The 18,958-nt window shown below is 56.9% G+C and carries 13 protein-coding genes; 4 read left to right on the top strand and 9 right to left on the bottom strand.

The annotated features are described in order from the left end of the window. Positions 1-84 precede the first annotated feature (84 nt). The 3 genes from ACWWD9_RS05605 to ACWWD9_RS05595 all read left to right on the top strand — a co-directional run bounded on the left by ACWWD9_RS05605 (position 85) and on the right by ACWWD9_RS05595 (position 3,431). A complete protein-coding gene (locus tag ACWWD9_RS05605) occupies positions 85-1,491 on the top strand; it encodes a DEAD/DEAH box helicase (RefSeq protein WP_455867981.1) in 1,407 nt (468 codons plus the stop codon). A gap of 38 nt (positions 1,492-1,529) precedes the next feature. Further along, a complete protein-coding gene (locus ACWWD9_RS05600; RefSeq protein WP_159355413.1) occupies positions 1,530-2,909 on the top strand; it encodes a DEAD/DEAH box helicase in 1,380 nt (459 codons plus the stop codon). A gap of 114 nt (positions 2,910-3,023) precedes the next feature. After that, positions 3,024-3,431 (top strand): hypothetical protein, encoded by a 408-nt coding sequence (locus ACWWD9_RS05595; RefSeq protein ID WP_013442515.1) that lies wholly within the window; start codon positions 3,024-3,026, stop codon positions 3,429-3,431. A 57-nt stretch (positions 3,432-3,488) separates the two neighbouring features. Here the strand turns inward: ACWWD9_RS05595 and ACWWD9_RS05590 are convergent, their stop codons facing one another. From ACWWD9_RS05590 to ACWWD9_RS05565, 6 genes are all read right to left on the bottom strand, one after another. After that, entirely contained in the window at positions 3,489-3,902 is a 414-nt protein-coding gene (locus ACWWD9_RS05590) for a group II truncated hemoglobin (protein ID WP_041362747.1), read from the bottom strand. Beyond that, on the bottom strand, positions 3,902-5,101 hold the full coding sequence (gene purT, locus ACWWD9_RS05585) for a formate-dependent phosphoribosylglycinamide formyltransferase (RefSeq protein ID WP_455867980.1): 1,200 nt from the start codon (positions 5,099-5,101) through the stop codon (positions 3,902-3,904). Before purT ends, ACWWD9_RS05590 begins: the two co-directional genes overlap by 1 nt. A gap of 97 nt (positions 5,102-5,198) precedes the next feature. Beyond that, entirely contained in the window at positions 5,199-6,617 is a 1,419-nt protein-coding gene (locus ACWWD9_RS05580; protein ID WP_013442518.1) for a sigma-54-dependent transcriptional regulator, read from the bottom strand. 27 nt (positions 6,618-6,644) lie between these two features. Beyond that, positions 6,645-9,032: a TonB-dependent receptor gene (locus ACWWD9_RS05575; protein WP_455867979.1), complete on the bottom strand. Its 2,388-nt coding sequence runs from the start codon at positions 9,030-9,032 to the stop codon at positions 6,645-6,647. Positions 9,033-9,235: 203 nt separating this feature from the next. Next, complete coding sequence (locus ACWWD9_RS05570) at positions 9,236-11,725, bottom strand: ABC transporter permease (protein WP_455867978.1); 2,490 nt, start codon at positions 11,723-11,725, stop codon at positions 9,236-9,238. Continuing rightward, positions 11,722-12,411 carry an ABC transporter ATP-binding protein gene (locus ACWWD9_RS05565; RefSeq protein ID WP_013442521.1) on the bottom strand — a complete coding sequence of 230 codons (690 nt, stop codon included), beginning with the start codon at positions 12,409-12,411 and terminating at the stop codon, positions 11,722-11,724. Before ACWWD9_RS05565 ends, ACWWD9_RS05570 begins: the two co-directional genes overlap by 4 nt. Between ACWWD9_RS05565 and ACWWD9_RS05560 the strand changes: the two genes are divergently transcribed. Next, a complete protein-coding gene (locus ACWWD9_RS05560) occupies positions 12,410-13,051 on the top strand; it encodes an arylesterase (protein ID WP_455867977.1) in 642 nt (213 codons plus the stop codon). The two genes, ACWWD9_RS05565 and ACWWD9_RS05560, sit on opposite strands and share 2 nt — an antisense overlap. Here ACWWD9_RS05560 and tilS read toward each other — a convergent pair. From tilS to dnaE, 3 genes are read right to left on the bottom strand one after another with little or no spacing between them, the layout of a single operon-like run. Then, the gene (gene tilS, locus ACWWD9_RS05555; protein WP_455867976.1) at positions 13,048-14,418 is read right to left on the bottom strand and encodes a tRNA lysidine(34) synthetase TilS; all 1,371 of its coding nucleotides are present in this window, start codon (positions 14,416-14,418) and stop codon (positions 13,048-13,050) included. The genes ACWWD9_RS05560 and tilS overlap by 4 nt on opposite strands. 20 nt (positions 14,419-14,438) lie before the next feature. Further along, the gene (locus ACWWD9_RS05550) at positions 14,439-15,407 is read right to left on the bottom strand and encodes an acetyl-CoA carboxylase carboxyltransferase subunit alpha (RefSeq protein WP_170291269.1); all 969 of its coding nucleotides are present in this window, start codon (positions 15,405-15,407) and stop codon (positions 14,439-14,441) included. A gap of 39 nt (positions 15,408-15,446) precedes the next feature. Next, complete coding sequence (dnaE, locus tag ACWWD9_RS05545) at positions 15,447-18,896, bottom strand: DNA polymerase III subunit alpha (protein WP_455867975.1); 3,450 nt, start codon at positions 18,894-18,896, stop codon at positions 15,447-15,449. Positions 18,897-18,958: the final 62 nt, after the last annotated feature.

The following is an 18,958-nucleotide window of genomic DNA, read 5'->3' as shown; positions in this document are numbered from 1 at the left end:
TAACGTTGCTGACAACTTATGTTGTGTAGCTGATTGCGTCCTGCTTGCGCCCTTTGTTTTAGTAATTCACCTTAAGGGAAAATTGTGTCCGTAACTTTTGAAACTCTGAATCTGCATCCTTCCATCCTGCGTGCGCTGGAGGAAGCTGGCTATTCCACCCCTACTCCTATTCAGGCTCAGGCAATTCCTGAAGTCCTGGCTGGTCACGATCTGATGGCTTCTGCCCAGACCGGCACCGGCAAAACCGCAGCGTTCACGCTGCCAGCCCTGAATCTCCTGGCTGACATCCATCCGTCCAAGAGCCGTGGCCCACGTATTCTGGTATTGACCCCAACCCGCGAACTGGCAGCCCAGGTAAATGATGCTGCCCGCAAATACGGCAAGTTCATGCGTGCCCGTACCGTCAGCATCGTCGGTGGCATGCCTTACCCGCTGCAAAACAAGCTGCTGTCGCAGCCACTGGATATTCTGGTAGCGACTCCAGGCCGTCTGCTGGACCACATGGAACGCGGCCGTATTGATATGTCCCGTTTGCAAATGCTGATCCTGGATGAAGCGGATCGCATGCTGGACATGGGTTTCATGCCCGATATCGAACGCATCAACGAAGCCCTGCCACGTGAGCGTCAGACCCTGATGTTCTCGGCCACCTTTGAAGGCCCTATCGCCAACATCGCCAAAACGCTGCTGAAGGATCCTAAAGTCATCCAGATCGCCGCACAAAAAGAAAAGCACGCCAATATCGAACAGCGCCTGCACTTTGTAGACGACATGAACCACAAGAACAAGCTGCTGGAACATCTCCTGATCGCTCCTGATGTTAACCAGGCTATCGTCTTCACCTCCACCAAGCGTCACGCTGACCTGCTGGCTGAAGATCTGTATGCTGCCGGCCACAAGTCTGCCGCGCTGCATGGCGACATGACCCAGGGTGCCCGCAACCGCACGCTGACCAAGCTGCGTCACGGCGATGTACGTGTACTGGTAGCTACCGATGTGGCAGCCCGTGGTATTGACGTACAAGGCATTACCCACGTAATCAATTACGATCTGCCGAAGTTTGCCGAAGACTACGTTCACCGTATCGGCCGTACTGGCCGCGCTGGCAACACCGGTGTCGCTGTTTCTTTCGCTTCCCATGCAGACCGTCATCAATTACGCAAAATTGAGCAATATACTGGTCAGCGCATTGAGATCACGGTGATCGAAGGTTTTGAACCCAAGCGTCCAGCCCCACGCACCGATGACCGCGGCAGCAATGGTCGTCCACGTAGCGGCAATCCTGGCAGCAAGAGTGGCTTCAAGCCACGCGGCCAGGGCGGCTATGCTGGCAATAACCCACGCTCGGCTTCCGGCGCAGGCAATTCCGAAGGCAATCGTGGCTTCGGTGGCCGTAGCGAAGGTAATCGCAACGAAGGCAACCGTGGCAATGACAAGTTTGGTGGCCAGAAGCGTGCTGATGCGCCTCGCCGTCCACGCAATTTTGCGTAAAATGCCCTGTTAACCAACAATAAAGCCCATAGACTACATTGAGTACAGAAAACATTCGTTTCGCAGACCTGGGGTTGGCGCCTGAAATTCTCAAGGCGCTGGAAGAGTTTGGCTACACCGTGCCCACGCCGATTCAGGCGCAGGCCATTCCCGTCGTGCTCCAAGGGCACGACCTGATGGCCGGTGCCCAGACCGGTACCGGTAAAACCGCCGCCTTTTCACTCCCCTTGCTGCAAAAGCTATTGCCGCAGGCGAGCAGCAGTGCATCGCCAGCTCGCCATCCGGTGCGGGCGTTGATTCTGACGCCGACACGGGAGCTCGCCATTCAGGTAGAGGAAAGCGTCAAGGTGTATGCCAAGCATACGGCCCTGCGTTCGCTGGTGGTATTCGGCGGCGTGGACATCAAGACGCAAACCCCCAGCCTGATGAAGGGTGTGGAAATTCTGGTAGCGACCCCCGGTCGCCTGCTGGATCACGTAGAACAGCGCACCGTGCAGCTCGGACAAGTGCAAATGCTGATTCTGGATGAAGCAGACCGCATGCTGGACATGGGCTTTATGCCTGACCTCAAGCGCATTCTGGCGTTGCTGCCTAAAAAGCGGCAAAACCTGATGTTCTCGGCCACCTTCTCCAATGACATCAAAAAACTGTCCGAAGAGTTTCTGACCAACCCCAAGCTGATCGAAGTCGCTCGCAGCAATGCAGCGTCTGACAAAGTGACGCAGAAGGTGTATCAGCTCGACAAAGACAGCAAAGACAGCTTTCTGGCCAAGCTGCTGCTGGAAAGCAACAGCGAGCAAACCATCGTATTTACCAAAACCAAGCTGACGGCAAGTCGTCTGGCGCGGCAACTGGTACGCGAAGGCATTGCAGCAGATGCGATCCATGGCGACAAGAGTCAGCAGGAACGCATGCAGGCGCTGGAAGCTTTCAAGCAGGGCAAGGTAACCACCCTGGTAGCAACCGATGTTGCTGCACGCGGACTGGACATTGACCAGCTGCCCATGGTGATCAACTTTGAACTGCCTAGCGCGCCAGAAGACTATGTGCATCGCATTGGTCGTACAGGCCGGGCTGGCGCTTCAGGCACGGCAATTTCGCTGGTATGCCCAGAGGAAGAAAAATACCTGAAGGAAATCGAAAAGCTGATCAAGCGCGAGATCCCGCGGGAAACGGCCGTAGTAGCAGAACGGCCTCGCGAGCGCGCAAGAGAAGCCCGCGAGCCACGCGCCGACTCGGCAGATCGCAAACCCGCTGCTCCACGCTCCCCTGCCCCACGCAAAAATCAGGACCCCTGGTTTGACAAGCCCTATGAACCCTCCGGCAATGCCGAGGTGAAACAATCCATGGGCCTGGCACGCAACAAGCAGAAAAAAGAAGTGGCAGCGCTATTAGGTGGCTTGCTAAAGCGCGACTAGCCTTTATAATCAGAACATCTACTCATAGGCCGCATAATGCGGCCTTTTTGTTGTAGAAAAACAAGGGTTAATACCTTCTAAAAAACTAAAAATCAGAGTCAGGGAATTTTACGAATGAAAAAAATCACTATCGCCATCATGACGGCGGTAGCGTCGCTTTCGGGCTGCGCGACCATCACTCAAGGCACACAACAAGCTATTTCCTTCAAGCTAGAGCCCAAAGAAGCCATTTGCGAAATCATGCGTGTAGGGGACGGAAAACTAGGGCGCGTTAGCGGTACGTCAAATACCATCTTTGTCGGCAAGGATAAGGATGACATCGTGGTGACCTGCAATGCCGAGGGCTATGAGCAATCCACCACCAAGGTCGTTTCGGGTGCCACAGGCGCAGGCGTTACCGGCGTTTTGATTGATTTTGGCATTACCGACATGATTACGGGTGCCATGTATCGCTACCCTGAGGAAGTCACCATCGTCATGCAGAAGGTGAAAGCGGAACCTGTCGCAGCGGTTACGCCTTAACTCTCGCATCCGTCACGGTAGCCGATGGCTGTCGTGACGGATATTCAAGCTTGCAGCTCAACCAGGTTTATTCCGCATAAAATCGGCCACACCCCACAGGGCCTCAGCCAGTTTGCGCATGACCTCTTCTTCCACGCCTATATCATGCATGGCTCTCACCATGCAGTACATCCATTGATCGCGCTGCTCTTCGCCAATCGCAAATGGCAGATGGCGACGACGCAAAAAGGGATGACCATAACGCTCAATATAAAGCTGCGGACCACCCGTCCAGCCAGTCAGGAACATGAACAGCTTTTCACGCGCTTCGGTGAGGTCAGCCGCATGAATGGCGCGGAGATTGGCGGCTTTGGGGTCGCTGTCCATGACATCGTAAAAACGCTCGACCAGCGCGCGAATCTGATCCACACCACCCAGTAACTCGAAAAACGTAGCCTTGCTGCTGCCGGGTTCGCCTATCTTGTCCAGCATCATGCTTCTCTGGGTTTGACCAACGAGGCCGCCAAGTGCGCGCGGGCGCGGGCTTCATCAACACCAGGCGCCGTTGCCAGCGCAACCCCCATGCGACGACGTACAAAGGATTCGGGCTTGCCGAACAGGCGAATATCGCTCTCCGGCACGCGCAATGCGGCGTCCAGCCCTTCAAAGACCAGGGCATCGGTATCCACACCGCCATAGATAACGGCACTGGCACCGGGCGCCAGCATGCGGGTATCCACCGGCAAGCCAAGAATGGCGCGGGCGTGCAGTTCGAATTCGTTAAAGCGCTGGCTGGCCATGGTCACCATGCCGGTATCATGCGGACGCGGACTGACTTCGGAGAACCAGACCTGGTCGCCTTTGATGAACAATTCCACGCCAAATAAACCCAGCCCGCCCAGACTATCGGTGACCGCCTTGGCGATACGTTGTGCTTCAGCCAGCGCCTGGGAGGTCATGACCTGCGGCTGCCAGCTTTCCACGTAATCGCCACTTTCCTGGCGGTGGCCAATCGGCTCGCAAAAATAGGTCTGGATAGCGCCAGTGGAATCTTTTGCGCGCAGGGTCAGCAGGGTAATTTCAAAATCAAACGCAATCTGGCCCTCCACAATCACGACACCCTGATTGACCCGTCCTGCACTGGCGGCGTAATCCCACGCTTTTGCTACCTGATCCTGAGAGGTAATGCGCGATTGCCCCTTGCCGGAAGACGACATGGTCGGCTTCACAAAACAGGGATAACCGATGCCGTTATCAATCGCGGCCTGCAGTTCCTGCTCGCTACGGGCAAATGCATAAGGGGAAGTAGGCAGACTTAAGGTTTCGGCGGCCAGGCGGCGTATGCCCTCACGATTCATGGTGAGTTGCACCGCTTTTACCGTGGGCACCACCGTCGACAGGCCCTGCTCTTCAATACGGGCGAGCACCTCGGTATTCAAGGCTTCAATTTCGGGAACGATCAGATGCGGCTTTTCCAGGGCGACCAGCGCCTGCAGGGCGTCAGCATCGGTCATGTCGATCACATGGCTGCGGTGCGCCACTTGATGCCCCGGTGCATTGGCATAACGGTCCACGGCAATCACTTCAACACCCAGGCGCTGTAGCGCGATGATGACTTCCTTGCCTAGCTCACCGCTACCAAGCAGCATGACGCGGGTGGCACTGGGCGTGAGGGGGGTACCAATATTCATGATCGCTCCGGGGGAATGAAGCGTGCATTTTATCATGCGGGCAGGTGCTTGACCTATGCCGCGTGCGGCGTGTCTGGATTAGCTGATGGGAGATAAATCAGGCACGAATGCCGTGTTTTTCCATGCGATAGCGCATTGCCATGCGGGTAATCCCCAACTGACGCGCCGCTTCGGAAATATTGAAATGGGTTTGTTCCAGGGTTTTTTCGATCATAAGCTTTTCAGCAGCATCCAGCGTCATGCGGGTAGCTGCCGCCACATCTTCTGTCGCTGTCGTAGTCAGCTTGACGTTTGCCACCAGTTCCACGGGCAGCGCCACATCCTGTAGCCTGATTTGAGCGGTCTTGCTAAGCAACACCGCCCGGCTGATCTGATGCCGCAGCTCGCGCACATTGCCAGGCCAGCGATAGCGCATCAGCATCTCGGTCACTTCCGGGGAAAATACGCGCTTTTCCAGGCCATACCGGCGCTCGGTCTGCGTCGCAAAATGTTGGGCAAGCAGAAGAACATCACCACCGCGGTCGCGCAGCGGCGGCATATTGAGGGATAACACATTCAGGCGATAAAACAGGTCGGAACGAAAGCGACCGTCAATCACCATTTGCTGCAAGTCGCGATTGGTTGCAGCAATAAAGCGCGCCATCACCGGGCGCTCCTTGGTGGAGCCTATGCGGCGCACCACCCGCCGCTCCAGCACATTCAAGAGCTTGGCTTGCAGGGTCAATGGCAGCTCGCCGATTTCATCCAGAAACAGCGTGCCATCTTCGGCCGCTTCAATCAGGCCGCAACGCGCATTCTGCGCACTGGTGAATGCGCCCTTCTCATGACCAAACAACTCGTTTTCGATCAGCTCGCTCGGCAGGGATGCACAATCCACATGCACAAACGGACGATCACTATTTTTGCAGGACTGGTGTAGCAGGCGTGCCACCACGTCCTTTCCGGTTCCGGTCTCGCCGGAAATCAGGATGGTAGGCGGAGCAGCCTCAACTGACACCAATTGGGCAATGCGCTCCACCTGTGTTCGGATAGCTTGTATGGGGGCACTTTCCCCCAGCATTTCAATATTTTCAGTTTCGTGGGAATTGCGCTGGCGCGAGTAGTCCAGCTGGCGTTTGAGGTTGGTCGCGTTTTCCGCTTTCTCTATCGCCAAGAGTAATTCTTCAAGGTCCACCGGTTTTTTAATGTAATCGGTCGCCCCTTGCTTCATGGCATTGACGGCATCCATCACATCGCCATGGGCGGTGAGCACAATCACGGCTACACCTTTTGCCACCAGATCAGAGAGCAGCTCCAATCCGTTTCCATCTGGCAATCGCATATCCAGCAATGCCAGATCGGGTGCAAACTGCCGTGCCAATGCACGGCCGTCTGCAATCGATTCTGCATGCTCGCACTCGTAGCCCGCCTTTTGCAGGCGTTTGGCTACGGCACGAGCAAATACTGCTTCATCTTCAACAAGCAAGATACGCATCCTGGGTTTCACATTTGCATGATGTGCAGCCGATTCTTCCATGATGGTTGCTTGCATGTGCTTTAGCGCTTAGTTAGCATCCGCAACGCTAGGCTTGGCACCGCCAAATTCCCAGCGCACACCGATCCAGCCGGCACGAGGAGCACCTGGTGAACGTAAGCTTGCACGCTCGTCATCACCACTCAGGTATGCACCATTCGCACCGAAGAAGGTTTCGCCTATCATGCCGCCATTGCTGTATTCACGATCAAATACATTGATTGCCTTGGCGAATACGCTCCAGCCCTTGCCAATGTTGTAACGTGTATCCAGGTTAACAATGGTGTAACCGCCGATCTTGGCGCCTTCACCTTCGTCCTGGTTGTTTTCGTTACCACGGGCATACTGGTCAGAGAAGGTCACGATATTGGTACCAACCACCCATTTAGGCGTGATCGAGTATTGACCGCGGAACTTCAACTGATGGCGGGGGATACCCACCATGTTGTCACCCTTGCGCACTTGAATGGAATCACCATCCGAGGATGTATTCACTTCATTGGCAATGGTGAAGTCGCTTTCATAGGTGGCCTTGATGTAGCTATAGCCGACATTCCAGTCAAACGCACCATAATGACCGCTCAGACCAGTGTCCAGACCAATACGACGGGTCCTGCCTACGTTATCGAAGTAACCGCGACCAGGCACGTTGGCATAAATGAACTGAATGTCGTCGGTATTCTGCGCACGATATACGCTGGCATTCCAGCGAACATCCTGCGTCAGATTACCGCGCAAACCAGCCTCATAGGTCTTGGCAACCACTTGCTTGAGCGGTGGATCCCCGGCCATGGCGTTAGGCAGTCTGCAAGGCTGGTCAGGATTGGCACAACCCAACTCAATCGCGGTAGGAGCACGGCTGCCTTCGTTATATGAAGCATAAGCCGTCAGATCACGCGTAGGTGTGAAGGTCAAGCCAATCGCCGGATTGATACGATTGAAACTATGGTCACCCGACAAAGACTCCTCGCCATCCGGAATCAGCTTGTCTGTATTTTCCACCTTGGTGTGGTTGTAACGGGCAGAACCAGTCAGATGCCAGAACTCATTCAGCGACAGGGTATCGGTCGCGAACACGCTCCAGGTCTTGGTCTTGCCGGTCAGGTTCACAGCGGCTTCATCCGAGAACAGACCCAGGCCAGTTACCGAACGGGAATCCGTCAAGTCGCCATATTCAGTGGATTGGGTGAAACGCGTTTTACTATAGTCATAGCCCATACCAACGATGAACTGGTTCTTCTTTTGCAGCCAGTCCTGATTGAAGGTCAGCTGCGTAGTGAACCCATAGCTGTCTTTCTTGGATGTGCTGCGATTCAAAGCACCAGCACATGAAGATTCCGCATCCTCAGCATCTCCACCAGCCACACAGGAACCATCGCCGAACTCAGCGCCAGAACCAGTGCCAGCGGCAACCACATCATCATTACCATCACCATTCAAGGTCTTGGTTTTGGCATGACGGTAATAGGCATTACCGCTCAGCATCACATCATCGTTGAACCAGTGTGCGCCGTTCAAATTCAGCATGGACATGGTGTTTTTGGTCTGGTCAGGACGCGTCAGGATAGTCTCGCGACCCAGCGTGCGCAGCATGCTGTTAGGCGTAAGACCGTTACCGATCATGTCGTTATCAGCACCGGTGTAGCTGAGGTTGATCTGGGTGGTTTCATTCTGCCAGCCCACCTTGCCAAATACCTGGCGAACATCGGTGGGGGAGTATTTACGCCAGCCATCTTCCGTGAAGGAGTTGGCGGAGAAGAAGTAATCCACCGAACCATCCTTGGAAACACCGCCGTATTCGGCAGAGGCTGCCTTGCGGCCCCAGGAGCCAGTGTAGGCTTCCACGGCACCACCAGGGTTGGTACGACCGCTCTTGGTCTGGATGGAAATGGCACCGCCCAGGGTATTCAAACCGAACAAGGGATTGGAACCAGGAATCAGCGACATGCCCTGAATCGCATTCATCGGGATCAGATCCCAGCTGACAACATCACCGAAAGGCTCATTCACACGCACGCCATCCACAAACACGGACAGACCTTGCGGTGTGCCGAGCAATGGCGATGCGGAGTAACCACGGAAGTTGATATCAGGCTGGAAAGGATTGTTCTGGGTGTCATTGACGTTTACACCGGCCAGGTTCTGGTTCATGTAATCGGCAATGGTCAGGCTGCCCTGATTGCGCATATCTTCGCCCTTGACGACCTGAATATTCGCAGGCACTTGCTCAAGAGGCAAACCGATAGACTGCAAAGGTGTCGTGCTGACAACTTCCAGCTTTTTAACTTTGAGGGTATCGGCCTTCTGCTCTTCGGCAGATTGCGTCGTTGTTTCTGCCACCGCAAAATGCGGAACAGCAAACAAACTGGCCACTATCACCGCTCCCGCGTTGAGGCGGAATCTGGTTGTTTGATTCATGGTCTCTCCACTAATTTCCACTGTTAAAAACGTTAGCTGCTACACAAGTTTCATGCCAGTGAACGAGAGAAAGAGATAAGCCTTTAATACTAAACATGGAAATAAAATTTCAGCGCATATGACATGGTTGCATTCTACAACCAAATTGGTTGTATACAACCACCACATTGGCTGTATACAACCAATTACAACCACCTCGGTGGTCAGGTGCTATGCAGAATTTCGCGCGGTGAAAAACGCAAAAAGCGCCGGAGCACCCACCAGGACGCCATCGGGATCAATACCATTGCCAGGACGATGGTCAGGATACTGGTCTGCCAGTTAAAGCTGAAAGGAATATTCAGCACCTGCTGACTGATATAAAACGCCAGGCCATTGGCGATCAGGCTGGCCACCAGCGCTGCCATCAAGCCGACGGCGAGATATTCGACCCATACACTTTGCCGGATCTGTCTGGTCGAGGCGCCGAGGACCCGCAACAGGGTCGCCTCCTTCACTCGCTCGCGCCTGGTCGCCACCAGCGCCGCATAGAGCACAATCAAGCCAGCCAATACGCTAAAGCCAAAAATGTATTGCAAGGCACTCGTCATCTTGTTGATGATCGCCTGCACCTGCTCCAGCACCGCCGCGACATCAATCACCGTCAGGTTGGTGAACTGCTGCACCAGGCGATTGAGCATGTTTTCCCGGTCACGCGGGACATGCAGACTGGTCAGGTAATTGGCGGGCATGGCATCCAGCACACCGGGCGGTGTCAGGGCAAAGAAATTCGCCCGCATGGTATCCCACTCCACCTTGCGCAGGCTGCTGACCGTCAGTTCCAGCGGTTGCCCGGCGACGTCATAGCTCAGATGATCACCCAGCTTCACATGCAACATATCGGCGATGCCCTGCTCCAGCGAAAGCAACGGTTGGCCCGCCTGATCTGGCGTCCACCACTGCCCTGCCAGCAAGCGATTGTCGTCTTGCATGTCCGCAGCCCAGGATAAATTGAACTCGCGCTCGGCCAGCCGCTTGGCGCGCTCATCCTTATAGCTGGCAATGTCCAGCGGCTTGCCGTTAATCGCGGTCAGGCGCGCCCTCACCATGGGGTGCAGCTCTGGCGTCGGCAGGCCTTCCTGTTTAAAAAATGCCTTGATCGCGTCCAGCTGATCCGCCTGGATGTTAATGACAAACCGGTTAGGCGCATCCGGCGGCAGGGAAGATTGCCAGTTATGCAGCAAATCGCCGCGTATCAGGGCCAGCAACATGAGCGCCGCCATGCCCAGGCTGAAACCCAGCACCTGTGCCATGAAGAGTCGGGGCCGACGCCGTATGGCAGCAAGACCCAGTTGCACGGCCCCCGATTGCTGTTGCGGCAAGGCCAGCAGCAAGCGCCGCAACAAGCGGGTTAAAGCGAGCACGGCAATGATCAGGGCAGAGAAACCACCAATCGCGGCCAGGGCCAATTTGATATCCCCGGCATGCCAGGCAATCAGCCCAAATGCCAGCAACACGCTGGGCGTGTATTGCCAGACCGCAGACCATGATGGCAAAGCAATATCCTGCCGCAAAATATGCAAGGCCGGCACGTTGCGCAAACGCAGCAGGCTGGGCCACATCACCGCCAGCAAGGTCGCAAAGCCAACAATAAATCCGGCGAGTGCGGGTTGCCAGCTCGGGGCCGGCAAAGTCTCGACAAACAGTTTACCCGCCAGCCAGCCCAGGCCCAGTTGCCCAACAAACCCGAGCAGGCTGCCGAGCGCACTGCCGATCACCGCCAGCATCAGCGTCTGTAATAAAAGAATTCGCGAGATGAGCTTGCCGGAGGCGCCAAAGCAACGCATCAGCGCATAGCTATCCTGACTGCTCTGCACATAGGGCATGGCCGCCAGAAACATCGCCACCATCGCCAATACCACGCTCACCATGGCGGCCAACCCGAGAAATTGCTGGGTTTTCTCCAGGGCATTGCGGATTTCCGGCCGGGCTGTCGCCAGATCCTGCAAACGTTCGCCGCGGGCCAGCAGCGGCTGCGCCCAGTCGGTATAGGTTTTCATGGCACCGGCATCGGCTGCCAGCAGCAGCTGGTATTTCACCCGGCTGCCAAACTGGATCAAACCCGTGGCCTGCACATCCGCCGCGTTCATCATCACCCGGGGGGCAAAGCTGAACATATCGCCGCCACGCGATGCCTCGCTATAAAGAATAGCGCTCACCTTGAAACGACTATTGCCGAGCTCCAGGCTATCCCCTTCTTGCAATTGCAGGCTATTCGCCAGGCGGGGTTCTATCCACACCGTACCTGGCGCGGGAATCGTTTGTGCCTCATGCGCAGTTCCGCCGTTCTGCTGGATCATCAGCGCGCCACGTAAAGGAAAGCCCTCCCCCAGTGCCTTGATTTCACTAAGCTGGCTGCGCTCGCCGCTCAGGACCATGCTGGGGAATTCCAGCGTATGGCTGATCTGTATATTGGACTGCCTGGCCTCTTCGGCAAAGCGCGATGGAATGGGATGATCCGCCACAATGACGGCATCGGCGCCCAGCAGCATGGCCCCTTGGCGCGCCAGCGTGGATTGAATGCGGTCTGTAAAAAATCCGACGGAAGTCGTCGCCGCCACCGCCATCACCAGGGCGAGCAACAGCACCCGTATTTCGCCTGCGGCCCACTGGCTGCGCAGCTGACGCCAGGCCAGGTTGAATGCCAGACTCATGCCACACCTTCCAGCTCAACAATACGGCCCTGCTGCAGGCTCAGGACGCGGCTGCAGCGATTCGCCAGCTTGAGATCATGCGTCACCAGTACCAGCGTGGTGCCGGATTCGGCATTGAGCGCGAACAGGAGCTCGATGATGTTTTCGCCAGTGGCCGCATCCAGATTGCCTGTGGGCTCATCGGCAAACAGGATGGCAGGTCGAGGTGCAAATGCCCGTGCGATGGCGACCCGCTGCTGCTCACCTCCGGAAAGATGACGTGGGTAATGCGAGAGGCGATGCGCCAGCCCGACACGTTCCAGCGCGGCCATGGCCTGCGATTTGGCATCGTCACGCCCCGCCAGCTGCAAGGGCAGCATGACATTTTCCAGCGCCGTCAGCGTAGGCAAGAGTTGAAACGACTGAAATACAAATCCCATGCTGCGTGCACGCAGGGCCGCGCGTCCATCTTCATCCAGCGGTGCGATATCCTGCCCCTGGATCAGCACTTTCCCCTGCGTGGGGTTGTCCAACCCGGCGAGCAAGCCCAGCAAGGTGGACTTGCCAGAGCCAGAACTGCCGACAATGGCAATCCGCTCCCCTGCTGCAATCGCCAGATCCAGTCCACTCAGGATGACCAGCGGGTTACCATTACTGTTAACATGTTTATCGAGTTTTACTGCTTCAACTGCCAAAGGTTTCTGCATGATTTTCCGTTTACTGATCATTACGTTTTTTTCGTGTTGCACCGCGCTCACCTCCATGGCGGCCGCGCCATCCAGCAATACTGCACCTGTCATTCTGGTGTTCGGCGACAGCCTTTCTGCTGGCTATGGTATTCCGCGTGAATCGGGCTGGGTCAGCCTGCTGCAGCAACGCCTGCAACAACGCGGGCTGCCGCATCGTGTCGTCAACGCCAGCATCAGTGGCGAAACCACCAGCGGTGGCCTGAGCCGCATCGCCGACGCCGTGCGTACGCATCAGCCCTCGCTGGTGCTGGTGGAGCTGGGGGCGAATGACGGCCTGCGTGGCCTTCCCGTTGAGCAGATGCAGCAAAACCTCAACAAGATCATCGCCACCAACGAGGCTGCCAAGGCCAGGACCATCCTGATCGGCATGATGATTCCCCCCAACTATGGCCCTCGTTATACGCAATCGTTCAATGGCAGCTTCCGCGAGTTGGCAGAAGCGCACAAATTGCCGCTGGTGCCCTTTCTGCTGGAAGGCGTGGCAGGCAATGCCAGCCTGAATCAGGACGATGGGCTGCACCCACGTGCCGAAGCCCAGGAGCGATTGCTGGATAACGTATGGAAGGTGCTGGCACCTGCATTGAAAATCGCGCCTTAATTGGCATCTTTCAAGGGGCTGCCACTCCAGCATATCAGCAGCCCGTCTTCATGCGACTGCGCCCGCAAATGGCTCGCCATGCCGATGCCCGGCACCCAGATCAGTTGATCCTCAGCAAACACCAGCGGTAACTGCTCGCGCTGCCAGGGTGGCATGTCAGCCTCCTGCAGCCAATGCTTGAGAGAGCGGCCTGGTCGATTGGCATAGGGCTTGAAATGCTCACCGCCTTGCCGGTGGCGAATATGAAGGGGTTTCCCGGACAGCCGGTTCAATGACAACCCTGCGCCCCGCTGTTGTTCAAACTTGAGCTGGCTACCGTCAGGCAAGGCGACCACAGGCTGTTGATCCCAGATGAGATCCAGATCGGCAGACTTGCGTTGGGCTACCACATAAGCATGCCCGCGATAGCGCCGCAGCCACAAGCCCTGCTCGCCATCCAGCAGCAAGGCGAGTTTGGCATCATCTGCGGCCGTTAGCAGTTGCCGCAGCATTTCCTGCAAATGCTCGCGGTGCGGCAGGTAACGCAAGCGCGACGATAACCACCAGCGCAGCAGATTGCGCGCGCGCGCCTCGCCCAGCGCCTGCAAGCGGGCCACATTCAAAGCATCACCACGCAGGGCATCTGCGGCATCCAGCTCTGCCAGCGCCATCTGCAGACTCTCGGCTTCAGCCGCATGCAGCGCACTGCGTGCAAGCGCCTTGCCTGCGCCAGGGAATCGCTGTTCCAGCAGCGGCAACACTTGCTGGCGACAAAAATTGCGGTCGTAATGGGTATCTTGATTGCTTTCATCTTCCACCCATTCCAGCTGATGCTGTGCGGCATATTCAGCCAGCTGCGCGCGTGAAATATCCAGCAAAGGACGCAGCAGACCTTGCTGGGCATCGTAACTCGCCATGGCGGCAAGGCCGCGCATGCCTGCGCCGCGCAGCAGTTGCAGCATGACGGTTTCCGCCTGGTCATCCTGATGATGGGCCAGTACCACATAATCGGCGTGGGCCGCCCGCAGGGCTTCATAGCGCAGATGCCTTGCAGCGGCCTCCAGCCCCTGCCCGCTATCGCGCGGCACCTGCACATGCACGACCTGCAAGGGGATAGCATGGCTGGCACACAGGCGCTGGCAATGCTCCGCCCACTGATCGGCATGCGGACTCAAGCCATGATGGACATGCATGGCAGAGAGCCGGATGCCGGGGTTATTTGGCAGCGTCGCAAGCAGGTGCAGCAAAACGCAGGAATCCAGCCCACCGCTCAGCGCGACGAGCAAATGGCCTTCAATATGGTGTTGGGTAATGAATTGCTGCAGATGTTGCTGCAAGCGGGAGGAATGAAGCGCCCCGGCAGAACCCGGGGCGGCAGAATGTGACATCGACGGAGGCGGCGACTTGTCTATTTGACGGTAACTTCCTTGAATTCGCCGTAGCTCATCAGGCGCTCATACCGGATCGTCAGCAACTGATCAACAGGCACGGCCTGCAAGCGCAGCAGCTCTTCGGCAATGGCACGACGCAGATTCTGCATCATGACTTCCGGGTTACGGTGGGCGCCGCCCATAGGCTCGCTAACGATACGATCCACCAGACCGGCTGTCTTCAGACGGGTGGCGGTAATGCCCAGGGTTTCCGCGGCCACCGATGCCTTGTCGGCGCTCTTCCACAGAATGGAAGCACAACCTTCAGGCGAGATCACGGAGTAAGTGGAGTATTGCAGCATCATGAGGTGGTCAACCACGCCCAGTGCCAGCGCACCGCCAGAGCCACCCTCACCGATAATAACGCCAATGATCGGGGTCTTCAGTTCGGCCATGACGAACAGGTTGCGGGCAATGGCTTCAGACTGGCCGCGCTCTTCCGCTCCAATACCAGGATAAGCACCCGGGGTATCAATCAGGGTAATAATCGGCAGGCCAAATTTCTCGGCCAGGCGATAAAGACGCAGGGCCTTGCGATAGCCTTCAGGGCGTGGCATGCCAAAGTTGCGGTATTGCCGCTCTTTCACATCACGGCCTTTTTGATGGCCGATCACGACCACGGGCTGGCCTTCAAAACGGGCCAGGCCACCGACAATCGCAGGATCATCGGCAAAGGCACGGTCGCCGTGCAATTCTTCAAAATCGGTAAACATGCCCTGAATGTAATCCAGGGTGTAGGGGCGCTGCGGATGGCGTGCCACCTGGGAAATCTGCCAGGCATTGAGCTTGCTGTAGATTTCCTTGGTCAGCGTCTGGTTTTTTTGCTGCAAGCGGTCAATTTCTTCCGAAATATCCAGCGCAGAGTCGTCCTGAACGTAACGCAGCTCTTCGATCTTGCCTTCCAGCTCGGCGATCGGCTGCTCAAACTCCAGGAAACTCGTTTTCATATCTTTGGCCATGCAAACTCTACCGTTTTCTAAACTGGTTTAATTATAAAGGATTTTAACATTATCTTCGCTTAACCAGCCCTTAAGATTGCTTAACAGCTCGTCATGCAATTCCACCCGCCACTGCTCGCCCAGCATGAGCTCCACGCGGGCACTGCCGTTGTGATATTCGATCTTCACGGCGCAATGGCGGCGGTCTTCTTCGCCACCCTGCCGGCAATACGGCGCGAGAATCTCGCGCAGGCGTCCGGCATCGGCCTGACCATTGCACGAAATCTTGAGCAGGCTGGCATTGGCACTGCGGGCCGCCGCCAGATCGTAGACCTTGCGGGCATTAACGCGCAAGCCACCGGAGAAATCATCATTGCTGACGCGCCCCTCCACAATCACCAGCGCATCTTCCTTCAACAGGTGCTGGCTCTGGTTGAGCAGCTCATTGCCCACCACAATTTCTATGCGCGATGTTGCATCATCCAGCGTCACTATCGCCATTTTGCCGCGTTGCGTCATGCGGATGCGTATGCCCATGACCACGCCAGCCAGCAGCTGCGGCTGATCCTGCGGCTTGAGATTGCCTAGTGTGGTGCGGACAAATGTCGCCAGCTCGCGCTTGTAACCTTCATACGGGTGACCGCTGAAATAGAAACCCAGGGCTGATTTTTCCTGCTGCAGTTTTTCCTGCTCGCTCCAGGCATTCACCTTGGGCAGGGTGTGCGCCACGCTATCGGACATTTCACCGAACAGGCTATTCTGCCCGCTGGCCGCCCCACTCTGCTCTGCCGCGCTAATGGCAAGGCTCACGCCAGCCAGCAAGGCCGCGCGGTTGGGTTCCAGCTTGTCGAAGGCACCTGCGCGTATCAGCGACTCGATCACACGGCGATTGACCTTGCGCAGATCCAGACGGCGACAGAAATCGAACAGGTCCTTGAATGGCCCCTCGGCTTCGCGTGCAGCAAGGATCACCTCAATCGCCGCCCAGCCAGTGCCTTTGACGGCACCCAGGCCATACAGCACCTGCTTGTCGCTGATAGGCTTGAAGCGGAATTCACTCTGGTTGATATCCGGCGCCAGCACTTCCACGCCATTTGCCGCGCAATCATCGTAAAAGATGTGCACGCTGTCGGTATTGTTCATGTCCGCCGACATGGTGGCCGCGAGGAACGCAGCCGGGTAATGCGCCTTGAGGTAAGCCGTGTGGTACGCCACCAGGGCGTAAGCTGCCGCGTGCGACTTGTTGAAGCCGTAGCTGGCGAACTTTTCCATCAGGTCAAACAGCTCGGCCGCCTGCTTTTCCGGCGTGCCGTTCTTCACCGCACCTTCAACGAAAACGGCACGCTGCGCGTCCATTTCCTCTTTTTTCTTTTTACCCATGGCGCGGCGCAGCAAGTCGGCGCCACCGAGGCTGTACCCCGCCACCACCTGGGCAATCTGCATCACCTGCTCCTGATACACCATGATGCCGTAGGTTTCTTTCAGGATGGGCTCGGTGGCCGGGTGCGGATACTCCACACGCTGCTGGCCGTGCTTGCGGCGGCAGAAATCGGGGATCAGGTCCATCGGGCCCGGACGATACAGCGCCACCAGGGCGATAATGTCCTCAAAGCAGTCCGGCTTGGCCTGCTTCAGCATGTCTTTCATGCCGCGCGATTCCAGCTGGAACACCGCCGTGGTATTAGCAGACTTCAACAGCTGGTAGGTCGGCTTGTCGTTGATCGGCAAGGTCTCAAAATCGAGCGGCGGCAGCTCCTTGAGCGCGCGCTGGGCATTCGCATTTTCCAGCGCCATTGCCAGTATGGTCAGCGTGCGCAAGCCCAGAAAGTCGAACTTCACCAGGCCAACGGCTTCCACGTCATCCTTATCGTACTGGCTAACCAGGCTTTCGCCATTTTGCTGGCAATAGATAGGCGAAAAATCCGAAATCTTGCCGGGCGAGATCAGCACCCCGCCAGCGTGCATGCCGATATTGCGGGTCAGGCCTTCCAGCCTGAGCGCCAGCTCCAGCAGCTCGTTGACTTCCTCTTCCTGCTCGCGCCGCTCCTTGAGTTGCGGCTCTTTTTCCAGCGCATCGGACAAGGTAATGCCCAGCTCATTCGGAATCAGCTTGGCAATACCATCCACAAAATTGAACGGCAGGTCCAGCACCCGGCCCACGTCGCGGATCACGGCCTTGGCGGCCATGGTACCGAAGGTGGCAATTTGCGATACCGATGCCAGGCCGTATTTATGCTTCACGTAATCAATGACGCGATCGCGGCCTTCCTGACAGAAGTCGATATCGAAGTCGGGCATGGAAACCCGCTCAGGATTCAGGAAACGCTCAAACAGCAAAGCGTATTGCAACGGATCCAGATCGGTAATGCCCAGGCTGTAAGCCACCACCGAGCCCGCACCGGAACCCCGGCCCGGCCCCACTGGCACGCCATTGTTCTTGGCCCAGTTGATAAAGTCGGCCACGATGAGGAAGTAGCCGGGGAAGCCCATCTGGATGATGATATTGGTCTCGAACTCCAGGCGGGTGAGGTAGACAGGCCGCTTGGCATCGCGCACGGCTTCATCCGGATACAACACCTGCAGGCGCTTCTCCAGCCCCAGCTTGGCCTGCACTACCAGGTATTCGTCCAGGCTTTCGCCATTCGGCGTAGGGAACTGCGGCAGGTAGTTTTTGCCCAGCGTCAGCGTCAGGTTGCAACGCTTGGCGATTTCCACGCTATTGGCCAGCGCCTGTGGCACATCGGCGAACAGAGTCGCCATCTCGGCCTGGGTCTTGAAAAACTGCTCGGGTGTGAAATGCTTAGGGCGACGGTTATCGGCCAGCACATAGCCTTCGGCAATACAGACGCGGGCCTCGTGTGCCTTGAAGTCGTCCGCCTGCATGAACTGCACGGGATGTGTTGCCACCACCGGCAGATCCAGCTCACCAGCAAGCGCCAGGGCGCGGCTGATATAAAACTCCTGCTGGGCATGGCCTGCGCGTTGCAGCTCGATGTAAAAACGGTTGGGGAATAACGCTGCCCATTGCTGGGCCAGGGCCAAGGCCGCCTGCTGGTTACCCTGCAATATCGCCTGCCCAACATCGCCCGCCATGGCGCCAGACAGCATGATCAGGCCTTCGCCACCCGCTTCTACCAGCCACTGGCGCTTGATTTCGGCGCGGCCGCGATGCTGGTTTTCCAGATAGGCGCGGCTGAGTAATTCACATAACTTGAGATAGCCTGCGTGCGTCTGGCATAACAGCAGCAATCGATAAGGCTGATCGCGGTTGGTTTCATTTTCCAGCCACAGATCGCAGCCCAGTACGGGCTTGAGGCCTTTACCACGAGCAGATTTGTAAAACTTGACGGCACCAAAGAGATTGCTGAGATCGGTCAGCGCCAGCGCTGGCATGCGGTCAGCGGCGGCCGCCTTGACGTAGTCGCCAATGCGCACCGTGCCATCCACCACGGAGTATTCACTGTGGCAACGCAGGTGTATGAAAGTGGGTTGTGACATGAGGCCAATTTTACCCGATTCGGGGCACTTTTTCCGCCCTGGGCATGCACAAAAAGCGAGAG

This window comes from Methylovorus sp. SPW-M1 (genome assembly GCF_053848825.1).
The sequence above is the reverse complement of the archived record's forward strand: the minus strand, read 5'-3'. Positions and strand labels throughout refer to the sequence as shown.

What these genes read in the sequence shown, in the direction of transcription:
- ACWWD9_RS05590 (WP_041362747.1), bottom strand. Translation starts at nt 3,902, where the DNA reads ATGCTGGACAAGATAGGCGAACCCGGCAGCAGCAAGGCTACGTTTTTC.
- ACWWD9_RS05595 (WP_013442515.1), top strand. Translation starts at nt 3,024, where the DNA reads ATGAAAAAAATCACTATCGCCATCATGACGGCGGTAGCGTCGCTTTCG.
- ACWWD9_RS05560 (WP_455867977.1), top strand. Translation starts at nt 12,410, where the DNA reads ATGATTTTCCGTTTACTGATCATTACGTTTTTTTCGTGTTGCACCGCG.
- tilS (WP_455867976.1), bottom strand. Translation starts at nt 14,418, where the DNA reads ATGTCACATTCTGCCGCCCCGGGTTCTGCCGGGGCGCTTCATTCCTCC.
- ACWWD9_RS05565 (WP_013442521.1), bottom strand. Translation starts at nt 12,411, where the DNA reads ATGCAGAAACCTTTGGCAGTTGAAGCAGTAAAACTCGATAAACATGTT.
- ACWWD9_RS05550 (WP_170291269.1), bottom strand. Translation starts at nt 15,407, where the DNA reads ATGAAAACGAGTTTCCTGGAGTTTGAGCAGCCGATCGCCGAGCTGGAA.
- ACWWD9_RS05570 (WP_455867978.1), bottom strand. Translation starts at nt 11,725, where the DNA reads ATGAGTCTGGCATTCAACCTGGCCTGGCGTCAGCTGCGCAGCCAGTGG.
- ACWWD9_RS05575 (WP_455867979.1), bottom strand. Translation starts at nt 9,032, where the DNA reads ATGAATCAAACAACCAGATTCCGCCTCAACGCGGGAGCGGTGATAGTG.
- ACWWD9_RS05580 (WP_013442518.1), bottom strand. Translation starts at nt 6,617, where the DNA reads ATGGAAGAATCGGCTGCACATCATGCAAATGTGAAACCCAGGATGCGT.
- dnaE (WP_455867975.1), bottom strand. Translation starts at nt 18,896, where the DNA reads ATGTCACAACCCACTTTCATACACCTGCGTTGCCACAGTGAATACTCC.
- purT (WP_455867980.1), bottom strand. Translation starts at nt 5,101, where the DNA reads ATGAATATTGGTACCCCCCTCACGCCCAGTGCCACCCGCGTCATGCTG.